Source organism: Mycobacterium sp. SA01 (assembly GCF_041287105.1).
GTDB lineage: Bacteria > Actinomycetota > Actinomycetes > Mycobacteriales > Mycobacteriaceae > Mycobacterium.
This window is the reverse complement of the sequence record NZ_JBGGNO010000022.1, coordinates 259,315-279,772: the sequence shown is the minus strand read 5'-3', so window position 1 is coordinate 279,772 and position 20,458 is coordinate 259,315. Positions and strand designations below refer to the sequence as shown.

The window sequence follows — 20,458 nt, the reverse complement described above, 5'->3', positions numbered from 1 at the left end:
CCCCGGCATACGATCGCGGGCATGGTGCAACACCTGCAGCGACTCAGCGGCCTCGATGCCAGCTTCCTCTATCTCGAAACCCCCTCACAGCCCCTGCATGTGTGTTCGATCCTGGAGCTCGACGCGTCCACGATCCCCGGCGGTTACAGCTTCGAGCGACTTCGCGACGAATTGGCCTTGCGGGTCAAGGCAATTCCGAGTTTCCGCGAACGACTCGCCAACAGCTTCCTCAATCTCGACCATCCGGTGTGGGTGGAAGACGAGCACTTCGATATCGACCGCCATCTGCACCGCATCGGCCTGCCCGCACCCGGCGGCCGGGTCGAGCTGGGCGAGATCTGCGGCCATCTGGCCTCGCTGCCGCTGGATCGCCGCCACCCGCTGTGGGAGACCTGGGTCATCGAGGGTGTCGGCGGTACCGACGCCCGCAACGGCGGACGGCTCGCCGTGCTCACGAAGGTCCACCATGCCGCGGTCGACGGGGTTACCGGTGCCAATCTGATGTCGCAGCTGTGCAGCACCGAACCCGACGCCCCGCCGCCGGACCCGGTCGACGGACACGGCGACACCAACCAGCTGCGCATCGCGCTCGGCGGGCTGGGCCGGTTCGCCACCCGGCCCCTGACGCTGGCCACCAAGGTGCTGCCCGCCACGGTCACGACCGTCGTCGACACCGTGCAGCGCGCGGTCGGCGGCCGGGCGATGGCGGCCCCGTTCGCCGCACCGCAGACCAAGTTCAACGCCAGTGTCACCGCCCATCGCAATGTCGCGTTCGCCGAACTGGACTTCGAGGACATCAAGACCGTCAAGAACCACTTCGGGGTCAAGGTCAACGATGTGGTGATGGCCCTGGTCGCCGGGGTGCTGCGGCAGTACCTGCTGGACCGAGACGAACTTCCCGAGGCGTCGCTGGTGGCCATGGTCCCGGTGTCGGTGCACGACCGCTCGGACCGGCCGGGCCGCAACCAGGTATCCGGCATGTTCACCAAGCTGGAGACCCACATCGCCGATCCGGCCGAACGGCTGAAGGCCATCGCCGAGGCGAACACCACCGCCAAGGAACACAGCTCGGCGATCGGGGCGACCCTGCTGCAGGACTGGAGCCAGTTCGCCGGCCCGGCCGTCTTCGGCATCGCGATGCGGGTGTACGCCCGAAGCAGCTTGACCGAGTCCCGCCCGGTGCACAACCTCGTGGTATCCAACGTGCCAGGCCCGCAGATTCCGCTGTACTTCCTCGGCGCCGAAGTCAGCGCGATGTATCCGCTGGGGCCGATCTTCCACGGCTCCGGATTGAACATCACGGTGATGTCGCTCAACGGCAAACTCGACGTCGGATTGATCAGCTGCCCCGAGCTCCTACCGGATCTCTGGGACCTGGCCGACGACTTCGCCGTCGGCATGAAGGAACTGCTCGACGCGACCAGATGAGCTGCCCGGGCGGGTCGGTGTGCAAGGCACCCCCGCCGAGCATGGCAGCATGTTTGCCATGAGGCTTGACAGGAGATCACGCGCTGTCCGCGCCGCCCTGGTGCTCCCCGCCGTGGCCACGCTCGTCGTGAGTGCCGGCTGCAGCTCCACGGTGTCGGGGATGGCCGTGCTCGCCGGACCGCAGATCGGGCAACCCGTGCAGTGGGGCCCGTGCCGGGTGGCCGGTGGCGGCGGCGGCAACGCGTTGCCGATCCCGGCCGGGGCCGAGTGCGGCAAGATCGCCGTGCCCGTGGACTACGCCAAGCCGGACGGCCCGGTGGCGACGCTGGCTCTGATCCGCTTCCCGGCGACCGGCCAGAAGATCGGCTCGCTCATCATCAACCCGGGCGGCCCGGGCGAGTCCGGCATCGAGGCCGCATCCAGCATCGTGGAGAACCTGCCCAGTTCGGTACGGCAGGGCTTCGACATGGTCGGCTTCGACCCGCGCGGCGTGGGCTCGTCGACCCCGGCGCTGTGGTGCAACTCCGATGCCGACAACGATCGCCTCCGGGCCGATCCCCAGGTCGACTACAGCCCCAAGGGCGTTGAACACATCGAGAACGAGACCAAGGCCTTCGTCCAGCGCTGCGTCGACAAGATGGGCAAGGACTTCCTGGAGAACGTCGGCACCGCCAATGTCGCCAAGGATCTCGATGCGTTGCGTGCCGCCGTCGGCGACGACAAGCTCACCTATCTCGGCTACTCCTATGGCACCCGGATCGGCTCGGCGTACGCCGAGGCGTACCCGGACAAGGTGCGCGCGATGATCCTCGACGGCGCCGTCGATCCCAACGCCGACCCGATCCAGGCCGACATCGATCAGGCCGCGGCATTCCAGCAGGCCTTCAACGACTATGCCGCCGACTGCGTGAAGGATCCGAGTTGCCCGTTGGGCAACGACGCCGACAAGGCCGTCGACGTCTACCGCAGCCTGGTCGACCCGTTGGTGGACAAGCCACTGCCGACCTCCGACCCGCGCGGGCTGGGCTACAGCGACGCGATCATCGGCACGATCATGGCGCTCTATTCGCCGAATCTGTGGCGGCACCTGACCCAGGGCCTGACCGAGATGACCAAGGGCCGCGGCGACACCATGCTGGCGCTGGCCGACATGTACATGCGCCGGGATGCCAGGGGCCACTACACCAACGCCACCGACGCGCGTATCGCGGTGAACTGCGTGGACCAGCCGCCGATCACCGACCGGCAGAAGGTGATCGCGGAAGACAAGAAGATGCGCGAGGTCGCGCCGTTCATGAGCTACGGCGACTTCACCGGGCACGCCCCGCTGAGCACCTGCGCCTTCTGGCCGGTGCCGCCGACCAGCACGCCGCATGCGGTCAAAGCGCCAGGGCTGCCCCCGGTGCTGGTGGTTTCGACGACCAACGATCCGGCGACGCCGTATCAGGCGGGAGTCGACCTGGCCAAGCAGCTCGGCGGAGCGCTGCTGACCTTCAACGGAACTCAGCACACGGTGGTCTTCCAGGGCAACACCTGCGTCGACAACTACGCCGCCGCCTACCTCGTCGACCTGAAGCTGCCCCCGCCCGGCGCCACGTGCTGACGCGAATCACCGGCTGTTCGACCGCATCTGAGATCGGAGTGTGACCGGCTCGCGGTCATACCGACCGCGCGGCCGTGGGACGATGATCGCCATGCGACGCACGAGCCGGCTCGGCTCGGCTGCGTTCTTGGGTTCACTCTGTGTTTCACTGGCGGCCGGTGTCATGGCCCCGCCGGTTGTTGCCGCCCCGAACCCCGGAGCCGGTCAGACGACAGCGCCACAAGTTACGTGGGGAAGCTGCCAGCGCTTCCTGGGCGACAACGCCCAGGACCTCCCGACTGCGCAGTGCACCGCCGTGCCCGTGCCGATCACCGCCGCCGATCCCACTGGGCCACAAGCACAGTTGGCGGTCATCAAGGTCCCGGCCAGCGGCCAGCGCATCGGCGCGCTGTTCGTCAACCCGGGTGGACCCGGCGCCTCGGCGGTCGACTCGGCCGCCGGGATGGCGTTCGCGTTGGCCGGTAGCCCGATCGCCGAGCACTTCGACATCGTCGGATTCGACCCGCGCGGGGTGGGCTACTCGACGCCGTCCGTGCGCTGCCGCACAGACGCCCAGTTCGACGCCTGGCGCAGGAACCCGATGGTCGACTACAGCCCCGCCGGGGTTGCCGCGATCGAACAGATCAACCGCGACTACGTCAAGGAATGCGCGGACAAGATGGGCACCGCATTCCTGGCCGGCGTCGGAACCGACTCGGCCGCAAAGGATATGGACACCGTTCGCCAGGTCCTCGGCGACGACCGGATCAACTACCTCGGGTTCAGCTACGGCACCGAGCTGGGTACCGCGTACCTGGAGAAGTTCCCTGACCGGGTTCGCACGATGGTTCTCGACGGGGCGATCGATCCCGCGCAGAACACGGTCGACTCGATCATCGAGCAGATGACCGGCTTTCAGGTGGCGTTCAACGACTACGCCGCCGACTGCGCCAAATCGGCGGGCTGCCCGCTCGGCACCGATCCGGCGCACTGGGTGGACCGGTATCACCAGCTGATCGATCCGCTGGTGACCAAGCCGGCCAAGACATCCGATCCGCGAGGCCTGAGCTATCAGGACGCCATCACCGGTACCTTCAACGCGCTGTACACCCCGCAGTACTGGAAATTCCTCACCAGCGGTCTGTTGGGACTGCAACGCAAGACCGACGCCGGTGATCTGCTGATGCTGGCCGACGAATACGACGGCCGCGATCCGTACGGCCACTACAGCAACGGGCAGGACGCGTTCAACGCCGTGCGCTGCGTCGATAGCCCCACTCCGACCGATCCGGCGACATGGGCCGACATCGACCGCCGCACGCGCGAGCTGGCGCCGTTCCAGGCCTACGGTCAGTTCACCGGTCTGGCGCCCCGCGACATCTGCGCGTTCTGGCCGGTGCCGCCCACCTCGACACCGCATCCCGCCACTCCCGCGCCGCCCGGCAGCGTCGTCGTCGTCTCCACGACGCACGACCCCGCCACGCCGTACGAGGCCGGGGTCAACCTGGCCCGAGAACTCAACGCCCCGTTGATCACCTTCGACGGCACTCAGCACACCGCCGTGTTCAACGGCAACCTGTGCGTCGACTCGGCGATCGTGAACTACTTCGTCGACCAGACGGTGCCGGGCAATCTGCGCTGTTGATGACGACTGCAGCAGCGCCGTAACACGGAATTAACACCCGCTGCATACGCTCGCATTCATGGACCGCCAGAAGGAATTTGTGCTGCGCACGCTGGAGGAACGCGATATCCGGTTCGTCCGGCTGTGGTTCACCGACGTGCTCGGTTTCCTCAAGTCGGTCGCGATCGCGCCCGCCGAGCTGGAAGGCGCATTCGAAGAGGGGATCGGCTTCGACGGATCGTCGATCGAGGGCTTCGCCCGGGTCTTCGAATCCGACACCGTCGCGCGCCCGGATCCGTCGACGTTCCAGGTGCTGCCGTGGACGACGAGCGCGGGCCAGCATCACTCGGCGCGGATGTTCTGCGACATCACGATGCCCGACGGCTCGCCGTCCTGGGCCGACAGCCGCCATGTGCTGCGCCGTCAGCTCGCCAAGGCCAGCGACCTCGGCTTCTCCTGCTATGTGCACCCCGAGATCGAGTTCTTCCTGCTCGAGCCCGGCCCCTACGACGGCTCGGTGCCCGTCCCCGCCGACAACGGCGGCTACTTCGACCAGGCCGTGCACGATTCGGCGCCGAACTTCCGCCGCCACGCCATCGACGCGCTGGAGCAGATGGGCATCTCGGTGGAATTCAGCCACCACGAGGGCGCGCCCGGCCAGCAGGAGATCGACCTGCGCTACGCCGACGCGCTGTCGATGGCCGACAACGTGATGACGTTCCGCTACCTCGTCAAAGAGGTGGCACTCGGCGAGGGCGTGCGGGCGTCGTTCATGCCCAAGCCGTTCGCCGAATATCCGGGCTCGGCGATGCACACCCATATGAGCCTGTTCGAGGGTGAGACCAACGCCTTCCACAGTCCCGACGATCCGCTGCAGCTCTCCGACGTCGCGAAGTCGTTCATCGCCGGGATCCTCGAGCACGCCAGCGAGATCAGCGCGATCACCAACCAGTGGGTCAACTCCTACAAACGGCTGGTGCACGGTGGCGAGGCGCCGACCGCGGCGTCGTGGGGCGCGTCCAACCGTTCCGCGCTGGTGCGGGTGCCGATGTACACCCCGAGCAAGGCGTCCTCGCGGCGCATCGAGGTACGCAGCCCCGACTCCGCCTGCAACCCGTATCTGGCGTTCGCGGTGCTGCTGGCGGCCGGGCTGCGCGGTATCGAGAAGAACTACGTCTTGGGGCCGCAGGCCGAGGACAACGTGTGGACGCTGACCCCTGAGGAGCGCCGCGCGATGGGTTATCGCGAGCTGCCGTCCAGCCTTGGCATCGCCCTGCAGGAGATGGAGAGCTCCGAGCTGGTCGCCGAGGCGTTGGGCGAGCACGTCTTCGACTACTTCCTGCGCAACAAGCGCGCGGAGTGGGAGGAGTACCGCAGCAACGTCACGCCGTACGAGCTGAAGGCGTACCTGTCGCTGTAGGCCGTTCCGGAGGGTAGGAGCGTCGCGACGCCGGCAATCGCTGTTGCGATACCGTCGTGCACGTGGCCAAACCAGCGACGACGCGCCCGCGCGTACCCAGTGTGGGCCGGCTCGGTCTGGTCGAGCCTTCCGCCGCTGCCGACCTGGCCAGGTTGGGCTGGGACACCGATGACCATGTCGAGCTGTTGTGGTCGCTGTCGCGTGCACCCGACTCGGACTCCGCCTTGCAGACGATGGTCCGGCTGGCCGATTCGCTGGATGACGACTGGCCACAGCTCAATTACGCGCTGCTGAAGGATCGCGGTCTGCGCGGCCGGTTGTTCGCGGTGATCGGCTCGTCGCTGGCCCTGGGTGATCATCTGGTGGCCAATCCCCAGTCGTGGCATCTGCTCTCCGGTGACGTCACGCTGCCCGATCCTGCCGAGCTGCGGCGGCTGTTCGACGACTGCATCGCCGAATTCGGCACGGAACCAATGACGGTCATGCCGGCGCTGCGTGTCCTGTACCGGGATCGGGTGCTGGTCCTGGCCGCCCTCGATACGGCCTCGACGGTGGAGAACGAGCCGGTGCCGGCGTTCTCCACGATCGGTGAACATCTCGCCGACATCGCCGACGCCGCCATGGGTGCGGCGTTGAGGGTGGCCAGCGCGACGGTGTGCAAGGAAGGTGCCGAGCCACCGCGGCTCGCGGTCATCGCGATGGGCAAATGCGGTGCGCGCGAACTGAACTACGTCAGCGACGTCGATGTCATCTTCGTCGGTGAGGTCGCCGATTCGGTGAGCACTCGGGTCGCGGGGGAGATGGTCCGGCTGGCGTCGGACACCTTCTTCGAGGTCGACGCCGGCCTGCGTCCGGAAGGCAAGCAGGGTGCCCTGGTGCGGACCCTGGAGTCGCACCTCGCCTACTACCAGCGATGGGCCAAGACCTGGGAGTTCCAGGCACTGCTCAAAGCCCGCCCGGCGGTCGGGGACGCCGAGCTGGGGGAGCAGTACATGACGGCGATCATGCCGATGGTGTGGAGCGCCTGCGAGCGTGAGGATTTCGTGCCCGAGGTGCAGGCCATGCGCCGGCGGGTGGAGGCGCTGGTGCCTGCCGACCTCCGCGACCGCGAGATCAAGCTCGGGACGGGCGGGCTGCGCGACGTCGAATTCGCGGTCCAGCTCTTGCAATTGGTGCACGGACGCACCGACGAGTCGCTGCACGTCTCCTCGACCGTCCCCGCGCTGGCGGCGCTGGCGGCCGGTGGCTATGTCGGGCGCGATGATGCCGCCAACCTGACTGCATCCTACGAATTCCTGCGGCTGCTCGAACATCGACTGCAATTGCAGCGCCTCAAGCGAACTCATACGCTGCCGCCGCCCGACGACGAGGAGTCGCTGCGGTGGCTGGCGCGGGCGGCCCATATCCGGCCCGACGGCACCCACGACTCGCTGGGCGTGCTGCGCGAGGAGCTCAAACGCCAGAACGTTCGGGTGTCGCGGTTGCACGCCAAGCTGTTCTATCAGCCGCTGCTCGAATCGGTGGGTCCGTCGGTGGAAGGCCTTGCGGCGGGGTTGAGCCCGGAGGCCGCCGAACGGCAGCTGGCCGCCCTGGGATACGAGGGCCCGCAGACCGCGTTGACCCACCTCAGTGCGCTGGTCAACCAGAGCGGCCGACGCGGCCGGGTGCAGTCGGTGCTGTTGCCGCGGCTGCTGGACTGGCTGTCGGACACCCCCGATCCGGACCGTGGGCTGCTGGCCTATCGGCGGATCAGCGAAGCGATGGCCGAACAGCGTTGGTATCTGGCCACTCTGCGTGACGAGAGCGCGGTGGCCAAACGCTTGATGCGGGTGCTGGGCACGTCGGCCTACGTGCCGGAACTGCTGATGCGGGCGCCGGAGGTCATCCAGCAGTACGCCGACGGCCCCTCCGGTCCCAAGCTGCTCGACGTCGACCCGGAGGTTGTCGGCCGGGCGTTGGTTGCCTCGAGTGGCCGCCATGTCGATCCGATGCGGGCGATCGCGGCGGCGCGCACCCTACGGCGCCGGGAGCTGGCGCGGGTGGCCTCCGCCGATCTGCTCGGCATGCTCGAAGTCCGCGACGTCTGTGCGGCGTTGACCTCGGTGTGGGTGGCGGTGCTGCAGTCGGCGCTCGAAGCGGTGATCCGGGCGAACACCCGCGACGGCGGTGAGGTGCCGGCCAAGATCGCGGTGATCGGGATGGGCCGGCTCGGCGGCAGGGAGCTGGGTTACGGCTCCGACGCCGACGTGATGTTCGTCTGCGAGCCCAGTCCCGGGGTCGAGGAGTCCCGTGCCCTCAAATGGTCGGTGCTGATCGCCGAGCAGGTGCGCGCGTTGCTCGGAACTCCCAGCGCCGACCCGCCTTTGGAGGTCGACACCAACCTCCGGCCGGAAGGGCGTCAGGGTCCGCTGGTGCGCACCCTGTCCTCGTATGAGGCTTACTACGAGCAGTGGGCGCAGCCGTGGGAGGTCCAGGCGCTGCTGCGTGCGCATCCGGTCGCCGGTGATCAGGATCTGGGACTGCGCTTTGTGTTGATGTCAGACAAGACGCGTTACCCGGCCGGCGGCGTGTCGGCCGAAGCGGTGCAGGAGATTCGGCGGGTCAAGGCGCGGGTGGACGCCGAACGGCTGCCGCGGGGCGCCGACCCCAACACCCACACCAAGCTCGGCCGCGGTGGCCTTGCCGATGTCGAATGGACCGTGCAGCTTCTCCAGTTGCGCCACGCCCACGAGGTGCCGTCGCTGCACAACACCTCGACGTTGGAGACGCTGGACGCGATCGGCGCCGCCGAACTGCTTGGCGAGGACGACGTCGACCTGTTGCGGCAGGCCTGGTTGACGGCGACCGCTGCCCGCAACGCGCTGGTTCTGGTCCGCGGCAAGCCGACCGACCAGCTGCCCGGGCCCGGGCGGCAGCTCAACGCGGTCGCGGTGGCCGCGGGCTGGCACAACGATGACGGCGGCGAGTTCTTGGACAACTACCTGCGGGTGACACGGCGCGCAAAAGCCGTGGTGCTCAGGGTCTTCGGAAGTTAAGGGTCTGGGACATTAAGGGTCTGGGGATGGATTTTGAGTTTGGCGTGATCAGCGCCGACGAGTACGAGCGGGTGAAGGCGGCGCACGAACCGCTGGCGGAGGCGTTGCGCAGGCTCATCGATGCCAGCCTGCACAGCGGCGCCGACGCCGAGACCATCGCGCAGGCGCGGCAGACCATCGACGAGGTGAGCGAGACCCTCGAACGCACCCCGACCGACCGGCCGCGGATACTGCGCCACGAGGAGTCCGGTCTTCCGGTGGTGTGGCGCAATCCGGCTGTCGGGCGGCACAATCCGCTCGCCCCGCCGATGATCACCCATCACGAGGACGGCCGGTGCTGGACCGAGTTCACCCTCGGACCGGTATACGAGGGGCCGCCGGGATTGGTGCACGGCGGAATTTGTGCGTTGCTGCTCGACCAGCTCCTGGGCGAGGCGGCCACCAGTCAGCTCAGCAAGCCGAAGTTCACCGGCACGATCACGCTGAAGTACCTGCGGGGAACACCGCTGGGTCCGTTGCGCGGTGAGGCGTGGCTCGAGCGAACCGAAGGCTACAAGACCTACGCGCGCGGATTCCTCAGCGACGCACAAGGACCGACCGTAGAAGCAGAAGGAGTCTTCATCATGCCGGCGTGGGCGAGGGATGCACAGTGAAATTCTATGTGAGCGTTGCGTTTCTGGAGACCCGCGAGGTCGTCGAGATCGCGAAGGCCGCCGATGACCTTGGCTATGAGGGCCTCGGCATCCCCGACCATGTGGTGAATCTGGAAACGCTGTCCACGCCGTACCCGTACACGAAGAACGGCGAGCGGCGCTGGCAGCCGTTCACCGACTGGCCCGACCCGTGGGTGCTGGTGGGTGCGCTGGCACAGGCCACGCAGCAGATCAAATTCGTGACGACGGTGTACATCCCCGGGATGCGCGATCCATATTCAGCGGCGAAATCCATTGGGACTGCGGCGTATCTGGCTGACGGCAGGGTGGAACTCGGCATCGGCGTCGGCTGGTGCGAAGAAGAGTTCACCCTGATGGGTCAGCAGTTCGCCAAGCGCGGCAAGCGAACCGACGAGATGATCGAGCTGATGCGCGCGCTGTGGCGGCCGGGCTGGACCGAGTTCGATGGCGAGTTCTACAAAACTCCGAGACTGGAGATGATGCCGACGCCGCCGCACATCCCGATCTACAGCGGGGGATTGTCCGACATCGCGCTGCGCCGAGCTGCCCGGCTCGACGGCTGGATCGGTGACCTGATCAGCCTGGACCAGGCGATCCTGCGCGTCGACAAGCTGCGCGAGCTGCGTGCCGAAAAGGGGCTCGGCATGGACGGTTACGAAATCCTGACGCCGCTGACCGATGCGTTCACGATCCCGCATTACGAGCGGGCCGCGGCGGCGGGCATCACCGGCATCGTGACGATGCCGTGGATGTTCTACTCCGGGCCCGACGCCTCGACCGCCGACAAGATCGACGGGATGCGCCGGTTCCGTAAGGATTTGGCGCTGGACGCCTGACGTCGGCGTGAGCGGTGGTGCTGCTGTTCAGCTCGACCCGTCGGGGTCCTTCGGCTCATGCAGCACCGCCAGGATCTCGCCGACGCGATAGCCGCGCTCGACCGGATGTCTCAGCGGCCGATCGGCGCGGATGCGGTAGTAGTTCCGCCGACCTTCGCGCAGCCGATCCAGGTACCCGGCCTCGACCAGGTCGCTGACGATGCGCTGTGCGGCGCGTTCGGTCACGCCGACGCGTTCGGCGACGTCCCGTAGACGGATCCCGGGGTCGCGGGCGATGCACAGCAGAGTGTGAGCGTGGTTGGTCAAGAACGTCCACTCCGCCATGCGCGAATTCTAGTTCGGCATTAACAAGACCCGAAATCTCCCGCGCCTGTTTCGGCGGCCCAAATGCGACTCAATCTAGCGACACATATTTCACGAAGCTTGACAGACGTATTGTAATACACGTAATTTGTGTCGCATGTTGGTCGACATGAGCGCGCTTCTTCTCGCAGTGACAGTGGCACCGGGGCTGTTCGCACTGGTCGCAGCCCTGCTGGCCGGGCGGCGGTACCGCTGGCTCGGGTACGCCGGGGCGCTCATCGCCGGAGCCGGCTTCCTCATCGCCGGCGTGCTGGCCGTGGTCGCCGGTCGCGGGATGGGCGTCGACCGGGTGTCCGCGGTTCTGCTGCTCCTCGTCTTCGGCGTGAGCACGGTCGTCCAGGCGTTCGCGATCCGCTACCTCGCCGGCGATCCGCGGGCAGGCAGGTTCACCGCGGGGGCGTCCCTGCTGACATCCGCCTCAGCCGGGATGGTCACCGCGACGACGCTGCCCGGGCTTGCAGTGGGCTGGACCCTGGCCGGTGTCGCACTCTGCCTGCTGCTGGGGATGTACTGGCATCTGCCCGCCGCCCGGGACGGGGTTCGGCGGACCGCTATCGCGTTCCTCATCGGTGACCTGGCCCTGTGGTGTGCGGTCGTGATCGTCACCGCGCGATGGGGTGTCTCGGACCTGCGTGCGCTTGCCGATGAGTCGGTATCCGGACCGCTGGTTCCTGTCGTCGGCTGCCTCGCGGTGGTCGCCGCCCTTTCCCGCTCCGCTCAGGTGCCCTTCCACAGGTGGCTGCCGGCCACCTTGGCGGCGCCGACACCGGTCTCCGCCTTGCTGCATGCGGGTGTCGTCAACGCCGGCGGCATCCTCCTGCTTCGCCTCGCCCCGCTGGTTTCCGGCGATGCGGCGCGCGCACTGACGATCGTGGCGGGTGCCACCACCCTGGTGTACGGGGCGGTCATCATGCTGGTGAAACCCGATATCAAAGGGGCTCTTGCGAATTCGACGATGGCACAGATGGGTTTCATGATCCTCACCTGCGGCCTGGGATTGTGGGCCGCGACGATCTTCCACCTGGTCGCCCACGGGTTCTACAAGGCGACCCTGTTCCTGTCCTCCGGATCCGCCGTCGCCCAACGTCGGCGCGCGGCAGCCCATCCGCGCCCACCAGAGATGACGGCTCGCCGGCGCCTACTCAATGCGGTGCTCGCGACCGTTCTTCCCGGCGCCGCGCTCTATGCGGCGACGATGGTCATCCCCATATCGGCCGGCGGGCAGCACGCCGAGCAGGCGCTGCTGATCTTCGCCTGGGTTACCGGCGCCGCCGTCACGTGGGGTTGGCTGAGATACCGCAGCGGCCCGGCCGGCCCTGTCACGGTCGTGGTGGTGCTGCCTCCCATCGCCATCACCTATCTCGGACTGATCTCAGCCGCAACGCATTACCTGGCTCCCGCCCTGCCCGCCGCGACGCCGTCGGCGGCAGTGTCCTGGCCCGTCCTGGCCGCCTTGGCCACCACCCTCGCCGCGGTGGCGGCGGTGCGCTGGTCGCCGGGAACGTCGCTGCACCGTGCCATATACGCCAGAGCGCTCAGCGCCGGATACATCACCTCGCCATTGCCCGCCCAGCCGAGAGGAGCACGTTCGTGACCGTCACGGAATCGACCACCATCGAGGCCCGTCGGGCCCGCCTCCGCAGTGATGTCGCACTCGCTGCCCGGGTGTTGCCCACTCACTACCCGCTGGAGACGTTCATCGCGGTGAACCCGCTCTCTGGGCTGGAGAACATGCCCTTCGAGCAGGCGATCCGGCGCGCCGGCGACGTGTATGGCACGCCAGGCACATTGCGCATCAAGGACTTCCGGCAGATGCACAGCGCTGGTCGGGTCACTGACGCCGACCTCGATGCCGCGCTGAGTCGCCGCTATCCCAATCTCGCCGGCGCCGAGCCGCTGCGGTTCGGGGGGCGCGACCTGAGCCCACTCGAATTGATGAGAGCCGATCTGCTGCACGGCGTGGGCTGCCTCGAGCCGGTGCGCCGCTACCGGACTCGCTCTGAGGAACTCGCCCCACAGCTCACCGATACCGTCGACGCGCAGACGGCCAAGTGGTGCACGGCCTTCTTCGGTGCAGGTGCGTGGCCGATGCCGGGCCGGGAGAACGGTTTCTACTCGGCATGGCGGGCGTTGGCTCCCGGTGATCCTTCCTTGAAGCGTGCGGTGCGAGCGCGACTTCGCCGGACATCTGAGCGTGCGGAAGACGCCGCGCTGACGGCACTGGAAGCGCTCGGGATAGGCGACGACAAGCGCATTGCCTACCTGCAGGCGCATCTCTCCCGGCTGCCCGGATGGGCCGCGCACATTCACTGGGGCAGCGGAAAGTCGGTGGGAATCGATCTCACCGCCTACGTCGCCATGCGACTGGCATACGAGAGCGCACTGCTCGCCGTCGATCGCCCGGACCGCCCGGCGGATCGCCCGGTCGCGGCACCGCCGTCGGCGCGGGAACGGGCCGACCACATCGCCTCGGTCCTGGGACTCGTCGGAGTCAGTGACGACGAACTATCGGTGGCCGCACGGGTACTCGCGGCGATGCCGGTGACGGCGCGAGAGCCCCTCTGGCAGAGTGCCTTTGAGTCCCACTATCGCGACAGGCTGCTGCGCGCGCTGGACTGTGCCGCGCGGGATCCGCACCGTGAGCACATCCACACCCAGGTGGTGACCTGCATCGACACCCGCTCTGAGGGGCTGCGCCGTCACCTGGAGTCGCTGGGCGGATATCAGACGCTGGGGTTCGCGGGGTTCTTCGCTGCCGCTATCCGTTTCACCGATCTGATGGGCGGAGCCGCCAGCGATCTGTGCCCCGTCCTCATCGCACCCAGCCACGAAATCTCCGAGCTCGCAGCTGCCGACGGTGCGCACCAAGCGGAGCGCCGGATATCAGGCGCGCGGCGCCTGGCGGGGGCCGAAGCGGCGTTCCACGCCGCCAAAGAGGCTGTGGCAGCGCCCTTTACTCTCGCCGAAGCCGCCGGTTGGGCGGCAGCCCCGCTGGCCGCGGCGAAGACGCTGACGCCTGCGGTCAGCGGTACCATCCGCCGGCATCTACATACCCTGGCGGTGCCGGAAGCGGCGACCGTGCTCAGCGTGGACGCCATACCGCCGGCCGAGCGCGTCCTGTTCGCCAACGTCGCGCTCACCACGATGGGTTTGGTCGACGACTTCGGCAGGCTGGTGGTGTTCTGTGCACACGGGAGCTCATCGGAGAACAATCCATACCAAGCAGCCCTGGACTGTGGGGCGTGCGGGGGACAGGCGGGCGGACCCAACGCCCGGACCGCGGTGACGCTACTCAACGAACCCGAGGTGCGCCGGGGACTGCGTGGCATGGGAATCGACATCCCGGACCAAACCTGGTTCGTCGCAGCCCAACACGATACGACCACGGACCGGATCCAGATCCTGGACCGCCACCTGATTCCGGCGACGCACCACGAGGACGTCGCGCGATTGGATGTCGACCTCGCCCGGGCCGGAGCCGCATTGGCAGCCGAACGCTGCGCGACGCTTCCCGGTGCGCGCCGCACCCGCACCCGGGCGCAGGCGGTCCGTCACGTCAGCACCAGATCGGTTGACTGGGCACAGGTTTACCCCGAATGGGGGCTGGCCGACAATGCCGCGTTCATCGTCGGTCCCCGGGATATCTCGGCCGGCCTCGACCTCCAACGGCGGACGTTCCTGCACTCCTACGACGCCGAGGTCGACGCGGACGGCAGTGCTCTGGAAACCATCATGACCGCCCCGCTCGTCGTCGCCCAATGGATCAACTGCCAGTACTACTTCTCGGCCGTCGCGCCCGATGTCTTCGGGGCCGGTACCAAGACCGTCCACAACGTGGTCGGTGGGGCCGGCGTGATCAGTGGGCACAACGGTGATCTACGACTGGGACTGCCCTGGCAATCCATTGCCGACGGCAGCCGGCTGAGGCATGAGCCGATGCGGCTGCTCGCGGTGATCCAGGCCCCGCTGTCGAGGATCGACACCATCATCGACCGCAACCCAATCCTGCAGCGGTTGTTCGGCAATGAGTGGGTCAGCCTTGCCGCCAGGCCGAGCGCGGTGGCTCCGTGGCAGCAGTGGACCCGCACCGGATGGCGGTCCTGGTTCGAATCAGATTCCCTACCAATGGTTCTCGATGAAGAGAGGGTCTCATGACTACATCAGCACTCACCAAGATGATCAAGGTCGAGGTGGTGGTTCCCGGCAGCGACGCCGCTGCTGTTCGGGAACTGATCCAAAGCGTCGGCGCCACCGGGTACACCAGCGTGTCCGGCGTCTCGGGACTCGGGCACCACGGCTACCGGCAGGGCAAGCTGCTGTTCAACCAGCAGGCGGCGCTGGAACTTCTGATCACCGTGGTCCCGGACGGGAAGGCGGATGCGTTGCTGGCCGGGCTGCGCTCTCTGCTCGACGCCTCGCCTGGAGTCATGTTCGTGACAGAGACCTATGTCAGCCGACCCGAGTACTTCTGCTGAATCCGTATCACCCCAAGAAAGGATCACACCATGTCCAACCCACTGAACACCTGGCAGCGTCTGCGGGCCGGCAACGAGAAGTTCTTCGTCCCGGTTCGAGGCGGCCAGCGCGAGCCTGCCCTTCAGGCCCCGATCGCTGCGGTATTCCGTTGCGCGGATGCAGCTGTCGGCAGCGAGATGATTCTCGGTCAGAGTTGGGGCTCGCTGGTCGATGTGAGTACCTGGGGGCACGTCATCGACGACGGGGTCCTGGCCACCATGGAGTGCGCCGTGGAAACGCTGGAAGTACCGCTGATCGTGGTGCTCGGGCACGCGGACTGCCGCGCCATGCGTGCCGCGATGAGGGCCTGGGACGATGCGGTGATTCCCGAGGGCGCAACCCGTATTGCCGTGCAGCAGGCACTGTCGTCCATCGTCCGCCGGGGTGCCAGCGCGGAGTCCGTGGATGGGGTCACCGCCGCGCACATCGTCGAAACCGGCGTTGCGCTGATGGAACGATCTCCCATCATCTCCCAGCGGATCGATGCGGGGAAGTGCGGGATAATCTGCGCGACAACCGATCCGGTGAGCGGTCAGCTGCGCACCTACGCAACAATCGGACCGGTGGGTGAGGTGCCGGACACGCTACTGGAATGCGTGTGATGGGCGCTGACGGTCAGCGGCGAAGTCGGCCACCCTGCACGGCGAACGCGCCGGGGCCGGCGAACGCCAGTAGAAACAGCGCGAAGCAGTACAGAACGGAGAGCTCGCCGTTGTTCTGAATCGGCAGCAGGCCGTCGGGTTGGTGCTGGGTGAAATAGGCGAACGCCATCTCGCCGGAGCCGATGAGCGCGGCGATGCGGGTGAACAGGCCGAGCGCGACCAGCAGGCCGACGACGAGTTCGATGACGCCGGCCCACCAGTACGGCCAGCTCCCGATCGGGGCGGCACCGCCTTGGGAGATGGGCCAGGCGAAGAGTTTCACCGCGCCATGGATAGCGAACAGCAGGCCGATGACAATCCGGAAGATTCCGAGGACGGGGGAGTGGTAGCCGCCGAGTCGCGCGTCAAGGGTTTGGGCCATACGACGACCTTACTATTCGGACTACGGTCCGGATAGTCGGGGCGGATCAGATCCGGCGTGCCGGACGAGTCAATTGGCAACGGTGACGGCCACTTCCGTGCGCTTCGGCCCGCCCGCCCTGCCCCGCTGTAGCGGCCCGTGATCCGGGTGGGCAGGTGAGTAACGGTGGTTTGCTGCAAACTCGATCGTCAATTCTGCTACGGTCCGCTACACGAGGTCGATCACGGGTCTGATCGACTGATTGGACTGGGCCATGACACTGCCGCAAGCGCTCGGCGCTCCATCCGATGATGGCGCCTGCAACCTCCTGCAGCGGTTTGCGGCATTGCAGTGCACCGCAGATTTCGACGGTCGATTCCTCGAGGTGAACCCAGCGCTTGAGCTCGCGCTGGGTTACGGGCCGGGCGAGCTGACGTCCAGCTCATTCGCCGCGCTCGCACATCCCGGCGATCAACCGGCCGTAACCCAGTTGATGGCGGAGTTCCCGTACGCGTCGACCGGACTGTCCTTCGAGTTCCGGTGTCTACGTAAAGACGGCTCTTCCTGCTGGATGGCGTGGAACGTCAGGGCCCACATGGACCCCGAGATCCTGTACTGCTCGGCACGTGACCTGACGGCCTCGCGCGAGCATGCTTCCGTCGTCGCGAAATTGTTGGCCGAACTTGAACGGTCGAACAGTGATCTCGCGCAGTTCGCGTACGTCGCCTCGCACGATCTGTCCGAGCCGCTGCGGATGGTCTCGAGCTACGTGCAACTGTTGGCTGACCGCTACCGGGGCCAATTGGACGACGACGCCGACGACTTCATCGCCTTCGCCGTCGACGGTGCCTCCCGGATGAAGGTTCTCATCGACGACCTGCTGGCCTACTCGAGGGCGGGCACCGGCACGTTGGTGCCGCGCCAGGTGGACTGCTCCGCCCTGGTGCGGTCCACCCTTGCCGACCTCGACCGGGTCATCGTTGAGTCGGGTGCCACGGTGGTCGTCGACGAGTTGCCGGTGATCAACGGCGATGGGGGCCAACTAGCTCTGGTATTTCGCAACCTCCTGTCCAACGCGCTGAAGTTCGTCGCTCCGGATGTCCGGCCGGTCATACGCGTCTCCGCCGCACGGGACGCCGACGCCTGGCGCTTCACGGTGCAGGACAACGGCATCGGTATCGCCGAGATGCACCGTGACCGGATCTTCCTAATGTTCAAGCGGCTCCACGGTCGAAGCGAATACCCCGGAACCGGAATCGGTCTGGCGCTCTGCCTCAAAATCATCACCCGCCTCGGCGGCCGGATTTGGCTCGACGGGGACACCGAACGCGGCAGTGCTTTCCACTTCAGCCTGCCCGATGTCGGGTCGGTGACCGATGGATGACGAAATCCACATCCTGCTTGTCGAGGACAATCCGGGCGACGTCCGCCTCACCAGGGAGGCTCTGCGTGGGGCCAAGGTCGCCAACGATCTGCATGTCGTCGGCGACGGGGAAGCGGCCATCGACTATCTGCGCCGGCGGGGTCGGTATACCGACGCCCCGCGACCCGACATCGTGCTCCTGGATTTGAATCTGCCCCGACTGGACGGGCGGGAGGTCCTGAGTGACATCAAGAGTGACCCGGAACTCGCCAAGATCCCGATCATCATCCTCACGTCGTCGTCGGCCGAGCGGGATATCAATTCCGCCTACGAGCTGCACGCGAACTGCTACATCTCCAAGCCCGTCGACTTCACCGAGTTCATCGAGGCCGTGCGCTCTCTTGAGGGTTTCTGGCTTCGCATAGTGCGGCTGCCAAAATGATGGGCACGGCGCAGGCACCCCACGACGCCGCGCTGGTTCGGGTCCTGCTGGTCGAAGACAATGACGGCGACGCACGGCTCGTCCAACTGATGCTCGAAAGCACCTTCGGAACGGGCATGGAGCTCACCTGGGCCCACAGCTTGCATGAGGCCCTGACCAAACTCGACATCGAAACTCTGGACTGCGTCGTCCTCGACCTCGGCCTGCCCGACGCCTCGGGCCTCGATGGGGTGCAGGCAATCAAAAAGCGCAGCCCGATGATGCCCGTCGTGGTGCTCAGCGGCCACGCCGACAGTGAAGTGGGGATGGCAGCCGTTGCCGCCGGCGCCCAGGACTACCTCGTCAAAGGCAGTGCCATCGACGAGACATTGACCCGGGCCATTCGCTACGCCGTGGTCCGAAAGCGCGCCGAGCACGCACTCGTACGTAGTCAAGCCACGCTTGCCGAGGCGCAGCGCATCGCTCACCTCGGCAGCTGGGAACTCAACCTCGCCACCAACGAGATGGTGTGGTCTGCGGAGCTTCGCCGCCTTCATGGCTACGCCACCGATACGCCCCGCGACGTCGACGACCTCCTCGGGCGTGTCCATCCCGACGACGCCGAGTCCGTCCGGGGCTTGCTGCATGCCGCGTTCGGCGCGCGCAGCGCGTTCGACCTCGATTACCGCATCGTCCTTCCCGACGGATCGACAAGATGGCTTCGATCGCAGGGCCGCGTCGAATGCGACGAGGCAAGCGTCGATTCCTACATGCGGGGCACGGTGCAGGACATCACCCAGCAACGGTCGGCCGAAGAGGCCCTGGCTCACCAGGCGTTGCACGACCCGTTGACAGGGCTGCCGAATCGGACGCTCCTTCTCGATCGACTCACCAACATGCTCGGACGGCTGGATCGCTCCGCAGGCTCGGTCGGGCTTCTGTTCATCGACATCGACCGGTTCAAGGTCATCAACGACAGCCTCGGCCACCCCGCCGGGGACCACATGCTGCTGGCCATGGCGAGCCGGCTGAAAGCCACTCTGCGCACGAGTGACACGCTCGCCCGCTTCGGCGGAGACGAGTTCGTCATCCTCTGCGAAGGCCTCTCCGGCGAGCAGGAGGCGATCGGAATCGCCACCAGCATCCGGGACGCCATGCAGCAGCCACTCAGCTGGGGCAAGGGTGAACTCGTGGTGACCCTCAGCATCGGCATAGCGATGGCAAGCTCACCCCACGTCTCGGCGGAATCGCTCCTTCGTGACGCCGACGCCGCGATGTACCGTGCCAAGCAGGACGGCCGGGCTCGTAGCGCTGTCTTCGCGCATTCGATGCGCGCCAAGGCCGTCGATCGCCTGGACACCGAAGTGGCTCTCCGGCGCGGCATCGCCGAGGGCGGGTTCGACATCGAGTACCAACCCATCGTCGAACTCCAGACGCTGCGGATCGTCGGCTCCGAGGCGCTCGTGCGGTGGCGGCACCCCTCCCGCGGCCGCGTCGCTCCCGGCCAGTTCATTCCCATCGCCGAGGAAACCGGCCTCATCGTGCCTCTCGGCGCGTGGGTGCTTCGCGAAGCAGCAGACCAAGCCGCGACGTGGCGGCGACGCTACGGCCTCGAGTCGTTCAAGATGGCCGTGAACCTCTCCCCGCTGCAGGTCGCCGACGCGGGTCTGGTTCGTCTGGTCGCCGATGTGATCGCCGGGTCGGGCCTGCCGCCCGAATGTCTTGAGCTGGAGATCACCGAAACGGCACTGATGAACGATGCCGCGTCCGCGGTCGAGATTCTCGAGTCGCTCAAGGGCTTGGGCGTCAGCCTCAGCATCGACGATTTCGGGACCGGCTACTCGTCGCTGAGCTACTTGAAACGTTTCCCGGTCGACACATTGAAGATCGACCAGTCGTTCGTCGCCGACCTCAACGACTCCGACGACGACGCCATCGTCAAGGCCATCATCAGTCTTGCGGCAGCCCTCAAACTTGGAACCGTTGCTGAGGGCGTCGAAACCGCCGGCCCCGCAGGGCGACTCGTCGAGCTGGGCTGTGGCCTGGCGCAGGGTTACTACTTCGCGCGACCCGCTCCGGCCGCTATGTTCGACGACTTCCTCGAGGGTCGCCTCGCGATCGCACCGGCGGCGTGGAGGCCGTCCGCAAGCGTCGACGTCGACGCATGCGGAGCTTGACGGCGCGAAAACGCCAGA

The 20,458-nt window shown here is 66.9% G+C and carries 16 protein-coding genes; 14 read left to right on the top strand and 2 right to left on the bottom strand.

What is annotated here, in order from left to right; all coding sequences use genetic code 11:
• Positions 1–33: 33 nt before the first annotated feature.
• The 7 genes from AB4879_RS27440 (at position 34) to AB4879_RS27410 (ending at position 10,599) form a co-directional block, all read left to right on the top strand.
• A complete protein-coding gene (locus AB4879_RS27440; RefSeq protein ID WP_370510246.1) occupies positions 34–1,428 on the top strand; it encodes a wax ester/triacylglycerol synthase family O-acyltransferase in 1,395 nt (464 codons plus the stop codon).
• Between the two features lie 58 nt (positions 1,429–1,486).
• On the top strand, positions 1,487–3,031 hold the full coding sequence (locus AB4879_RS27435; RefSeq protein ID WP_370510087.1) for an alpha/beta hydrolase: 1,545 nt from the start codon (positions 1,487–1,489) through the stop codon (positions 3,029–3,031).
• Positions 3,032–3,113: 82 nt separating this feature from the next.
• Positions 3,114–4,655, top strand: a complete 1,542-nt coding sequence (locus tag AB4879_RS27430; RefSeq protein ID WP_370510086.1) for an alpha/beta hydrolase — start codon at positions 3,114–3,116, stop codon at positions 4,653–4,655.
• A gap of 58 nt (positions 4,656–4,713) precedes the next feature.
• The gene (glnA, locus tag AB4879_RS27425) at positions 4,714–6,054 is read left to right on the top strand and encodes a type I glutamate--ammonia ligase (RefSeq protein WP_102805496.1); all 1,341 of its coding nucleotides are present in this window, start codon (positions 4,714–4,716) and stop codon (positions 6,052–6,054) included.
• 56 nt (positions 6,055–6,110) lie between these two features.
• The gene (locus AB4879_RS27420; RefSeq protein WP_370510085.1) at positions 6,111–9,089 is read left to right on the top strand and encodes a bifunctional [glutamine synthetase] adenylyltransferase/[glutamine synthetase]-adenylyl-L-tyrosine phosphorylase; all 2,979 of its coding nucleotides are present in this window, start codon (positions 6,111–6,113) and stop codon (positions 9,087–9,089) included.
• A 26-nt stretch (positions 9,090–9,115) separates the two neighbouring features.
• Positions 9,116–9,742, top strand: a complete 627-nt coding sequence (locus tag AB4879_RS27415) for a PaaI family thioesterase (protein ID WP_370510084.1) — start codon at positions 9,116–9,118, stop codon at positions 9,740–9,742.
• A complete protein-coding gene (locus AB4879_RS27410; RefSeq protein WP_370510083.1) occupies positions 9,739–10,599 on the top strand; it encodes a TIGR03619 family F420-dependent LLM class oxidoreductase in 861 nt (286 codons plus the stop codon). The genes AB4879_RS27415 and AB4879_RS27410 overlap by 4 nt, the downstream gene beginning before the upstream one ends.
• Positions 10,600–10,626: 27 nt before the next feature.
• On the opposite strand, the gene AB4879_RS27405 is transcribed toward AB4879_RS27410, so the two are convergent.
• Positions 10,627–10,923 (bottom strand): winged helix-turn-helix domain-containing protein, encoded by a 297-nt coding sequence (locus AB4879_RS27405; RefSeq protein WP_102805493.1) that lies wholly within the window; start codon positions 10,921–10,923, stop codon positions 10,627–10,629.
• A 148-nt stretch (positions 10,924–11,071) separates the two neighbouring features.
• On the opposite strand from AB4879_RS27405, the gene AB4879_RS27400 reads away from it, so the two are divergent.
• The 4 genes from AB4879_RS27400 to AB4879_RS27385 are packed head-to-tail and all read left to right on the top strand — an operon-like array spanning position 11,072 to position 16,079.
• Positions 11,072–12,556: a proton-conducting transporter membrane subunit gene (locus tag AB4879_RS27400; protein ID WP_370510082.1), complete on the top strand. Its 1,485-nt coding sequence runs from the start codon at positions 11,072–11,074 to the stop codon at positions 12,554–12,556.
• Positions 12,553–15,117 (top strand): DUF2309 domain-containing protein, encoded by a 2,565-nt coding sequence (locus AB4879_RS27395; RefSeq protein WP_370510081.1) that lies wholly within the window; start codon positions 12,553–12,555, stop codon positions 15,115–15,117. The genes AB4879_RS27400 and AB4879_RS27395 overlap by 4 nt, the downstream gene beginning before the upstream one ends.
• A complete protein-coding gene (locus AB4879_RS27390; protein WP_102805490.1) occupies positions 15,114–15,437 on the top strand; it encodes a transcriptional regulator in 324 nt (107 codons plus the stop codon). The genes AB4879_RS27395 and AB4879_RS27390 overlap by 4 nt, the downstream gene beginning before the upstream one ends.
• A gap of 30 nt (positions 15,438–15,467) precedes the next feature.
• Positions 15,468–16,079 (top strand): carbonic anhydrase, encoded by a 612-nt coding sequence (locus tag AB4879_RS27385; RefSeq protein WP_370510080.1) that lies wholly within the window; start codon positions 15,468–15,470, stop codon positions 16,077–16,079.
• 13 nt (positions 16,080–16,092) lie between these two features.
• Here AB4879_RS27385 and AB4879_RS27380 read toward each other — a convergent pair whose 3' ends face one another.
• Complete coding sequence (locus AB4879_RS27380) at positions 16,093–16,500, bottom strand: DoxX family protein (protein ID WP_370510079.1); 408 nt, start codon at positions 16,498–16,500, stop codon at positions 16,093–16,095.
• A 253-nt stretch (positions 16,501–16,753) separates the two neighbouring features.
• Here AB4879_RS27380 and AB4879_RS27375 point away from each other — a divergent pair, with 253 nt between their 5' ends.
• The 3 genes from AB4879_RS27375 to AB4879_RS27365 are packed head-to-tail and all read left to right on the top strand — an operon-like array spanning position 16,754 to position 20,440.
• Positions 16,754–17,863, top strand: a complete 1,110-nt coding sequence (locus AB4879_RS27375) for an ATP-binding protein (RefSeq protein ID WP_370510078.1) — start codon at positions 16,754–16,756, stop codon at positions 17,861–17,863.
• Entirely contained in the window at positions 17,856–18,284 is a 429-nt protein-coding gene (locus tag AB4879_RS27370; protein WP_370510077.1) for a response regulator, read from the top strand. The genes AB4879_RS27375 and AB4879_RS27370 overlap by 8 nt, the downstream gene beginning before the upstream one ends.
• Positions 18,284–20,440: an EAL domain-containing protein gene (locus tag AB4879_RS27365; protein WP_370510076.1), complete on the top strand. Its 2,157-nt coding sequence runs from the start codon at positions 18,284–18,286 to the stop codon at positions 20,438–20,440. Before AB4879_RS27370 ends, AB4879_RS27365 begins: the two co-directional genes overlap by 1 nt.
• Positions 20,441–20,458: the final 18 nt, after the last annotated feature.

Excerpts from the sequence above, each read along its gene's own strand:
- AB4879_RS27435 (WP_370510087.1), top strand. The coding sequence starts at position 1,487 with ATGAGGCTTGACAGGAGATCACGCGCTGTCCGCGCCGCCCTGGTGCTC.
- AB4879_RS27430 (WP_370510086.1), top strand. The coding sequence starts at position 3,114 with ATGATCGCCATGCGACGCACGAGCCGGCTCGGCTCGGCTGCGTTCTTG.
- glnA (WP_102805496.1), top strand. The coding sequence starts at position 4,714 with ATGGACCGCCAGAAGGAATTTGTGCTGCGCACGCTGGAGGAACGCGAT.
- AB4879_RS27415 (WP_370510084.1), top strand. The coding sequence starts at position 9,116 with ATGGATTTTGAGTTTGGCGTGATCAGCGCCGACGAGTACGAGCGGGTG.
- AB4879_RS27405 (WP_102805493.1), bottom strand. The coding sequence starts at position 10,923 with ATGGCGGAGTGGACGTTCTTGACCAACCACGCTCACACTCTGCTGTGC.
- AB4879_RS27400 (WP_370510082.1), top strand. The coding sequence starts at position 11,072 with ATGAGCGCGCTTCTTCTCGCAGTGACAGTGGCACCGGGGCTGTTCGCA.
- AB4879_RS27390 (WP_102805490.1), top strand. The coding sequence starts at position 15,114 with ATGACTACATCAGCACTCACCAAGATGATCAAGGTCGAGGTGGTGGTT.
- AB4879_RS27385 (WP_370510080.1), top strand. The coding sequence starts at position 15,468 with ATGTCCAACCCACTGAACACCTGGCAGCGTCTGCGGGCCGGCAACGAG.
- AB4879_RS27380 (WP_370510079.1), bottom strand. The coding sequence starts at position 16,500 with ATGGCCCAAACCCTTGACGCGCGACTCGGCGGCTACCACTCCCCCGTC.
- AB4879_RS27375 (WP_370510078.1), top strand. The coding sequence starts at position 16,754 with ATGACACTGCCGCAAGCGCTCGGCGCTCCATCCGATGATGGCGCCTGC.
- AB4879_RS27370 (WP_370510077.1), top strand. The coding sequence starts at position 17,856 with ATGGATGACGAAATCCACATCCTGCTTGTCGAGGACAATCCGGGCGAC.
- AB4879_RS27365 (WP_370510076.1), top strand. The coding sequence starts at position 18,284 with ATGGGCACGGCGCAGGCACCCCACGACGCCGCGCTGGTTCGGGTCCTG.